This is a genomic window from Paenibacillus sp. VTT E-133291 (assembly GCF_002264395.1).
GTDB lineage: Bacteria > Bacillota > Bacilli > Paenibacillales > Paenibacillaceae > Paenibacillus_AQ > Paenibacillus_AQ nitricinens.
The window spans coordinates 1-2,265 of sequence record NZ_NFVA01000195.1; the positions used below are offsets into that span (position 1 = coordinate 1).

At 45.3% G+C, this 2,265-nt stretch carries 2 protein-coding genes; one reads left to right on the forward strand and one right to left on the reverse strand.

Going from position 1 to position 2,265, the window contains the following annotated elements; translation table 11 throughout:
* Positions 1 to 239 precede the first annotated feature (239 nt).
* Positions 240 to 1,505 carry a GTPase HflX gene (gene hflX / locus CA598_RS31425; RefSeq protein WP_094879036.1) on the forward strand — a complete coding sequence of 422 codons (1,266 nt, stop codon included), beginning with the start codon at positions 240 to 242 and terminating at the stop codon, positions 1,503 to 1,505.
* A gap of 112 nt (positions 1,506 to 1,617) precedes the next feature.
* Here hflX and CA598_RS31430 read toward each other — a convergent pair.
* A partial coding sequence (locus tag CA598_RS31430; RefSeq protein ID WP_143812495.1) for an S-layer homology domain-containing protein occupies positions 1,618 to 2,265 on the reverse strand: 648 nt, incomplete at its 5' end.

Sequence of the window (2,265 nt, forward strand, 5' to 3'; positions counted from 1 at the left end):
ATATCGTGAAACTTATACTTTCTTATAATTTAAACCAACTGCTGCTCGTAAGGGATTAAGTTATCATTTCCCTACGCCCCAGCCGTTGTTTAATTTGATATATCTATGGAAGACCCTAATGTTGTAACGGAGATTTCCCCTTACACATTTGTCTGACGTCCTCTAACGAACCATAAGCACAGGCAGATGACCTGTGTTTTTTTGCGTTTACTATTTACTACTGGAGGATGAATAAATATATGGAACAACTACGAGAAAAAGCTATTATAGTCGGTGTCCAGCTACAAAACGAAACAAACTTCGCTTATTCAATGGAAGAACTCACTAATCTGGCAGCTGCCTGTGACCTAGAAGTTGTAGGAGAGCTTAGTCAGAAGGCAAGTCGGATCAACCCTTCCCACTATATCGGCACAGGCAAAATCCAAGAATTATCTGCTCTCTTAGAAGCGCATGATGCTCCTATTGTTATTTTTAATGATGAGCTGTCTCCTTCACAGATTCGCAATTTGGAGTCCTCTCTAGGCCGTCAGGTCATTGACCGGACGATTCTGATCCTGAATATTTTCGCAGAACGAGCGAAGACCAAAGAAGCTCAGCTGCAAGTGGAAGTAGCTAAGCTGCAATATATGCTCCCCCGATTAACAGGTCTCCGAGAATCTCTCGGCAGACAAGGTGGTGGTGCTGGGCTGAAGAACAGAGGCGCTGGTGAAACAAAGCTGGAGCTGGATCGCAGAAGAATTGAAGAACGGATTTCAGCATTACAGGTTGAGCTTCAACAGCAAGTAGCAAGGCGCCAAATTCAGCGGAAGCAGCGGCATAAGAATGAGGTTCCTGTCGTCTGTCTCGTCGGCTATACGAATACCGGCAAGTCCAGCTTAATGAATGTAATCGTGGAGACGTATCATCCAGGCTCTAATAAGCAAGTGTTCGCCAAGGATATGTTATTCGCTACGCTGGAGACATCCGTTCGGAGCATTGAGCTACCGGATCACAAAACCTTTTTATTAACAGATACCGTTGGATTCGTCAGCCAGCTTCCCCATCATCTGGTCAAAGCCTTCCGCTCCACGCTCGAAGAGGTGACCGAAGCTGACTTATTGATTCATGTAGTCGATATTTCCGATCCCCAGCATCAGCAGCATATGGCTGTCACCGATGAGACTTTGAGAGCGCTCGGTGCGGACCAAATTCCAACGGTTTATGCCTACAACAAAGCTGACCTAACGGACCTACCTTACCCTCACCTTGAGGGTGACAATGTCTATCTTTCCGCCAAACAAAATAGCGGGATAGCTGAACTTACAGATCTGATTCGCAGCCATGTTTTTACGGATTATGTACAGTGTCAAATTCTGATTCCATTTGATCGCGGCAATGTGGTCTCCTATTTTAACGAGCATGCCCATGTCCAATCGACTAGCTATGAAGAAACAGGCACAAGGCTTGAACTGGAATGCAGAAAATCTGATTTCGAGAAATTCCGCAGTGACTTTGTTCAGCTTTAGGCTATAAGACGCAGCAAAGGGGTTGTCCCATAAGTCATAAATGACTCAGGGACAGCCCCTTCTTCTACTTATTGGTGGAAGCGAACCCGGTTAACTATCCGAAATATTTCACTTATTGTGCAAGCAATTTATCCAACAAGCGAATGATCATCGCAACCGACTCCGCACGGGATGCAGTATCATTCGGTTTGAACAATTCGTTGCCTTTACCAGTTACTATGCCAGCAGTTGCAAAAGCATTAATTTGTTCAGAAGCCCAGTTCGTAGCTACATCCAAAAATAGATTGGATGCGTTAGGAACATAGTTTATCAGACGAGCAAGCATTGCAACGATCTCAGCGCGGGAAATTTCTTGATTAGGATGGAAAGAACCATCACTATATCCCGTGATTACCCCTTTAGCTTGTAATGCTGCAATCGATTTTGAAGCCCAATGTCCTTGTGTATCAGAGAAGAATGAACCGCTTGAATTCGGTAGACCAAAAGCTTTTGCTACCATTGTGGCGAACTCGGCGCGAGTTACCTTTTGATTCGGATGGTAAGAACCATCACTATAACCCGTTACAATCCCCATCTTAGCTGCACGCTCCACTACGGAGGCACTCCACGAAGATGCCGGAACATCCGTAAAGTGTATAGCGGGAGCAGACTTCTCTTTTTCCACGATAGCCTTAACTGCCTCTACATTTACCTTGTCGTTGAACACCAGCTTTGACGCTGTTGGCGCTGTTGGCGTTACTGTTGGCTTCGGTGTTGATGT

Excerpts from the sequence above, each read along its gene's own strand:
- hflX (WP_094879036.1), top strand. The coding sequence starts at position 240 with ATGGAACAACTACGAGAAAAAGCTATTATAGTCGGTGTCCAGCTACAA.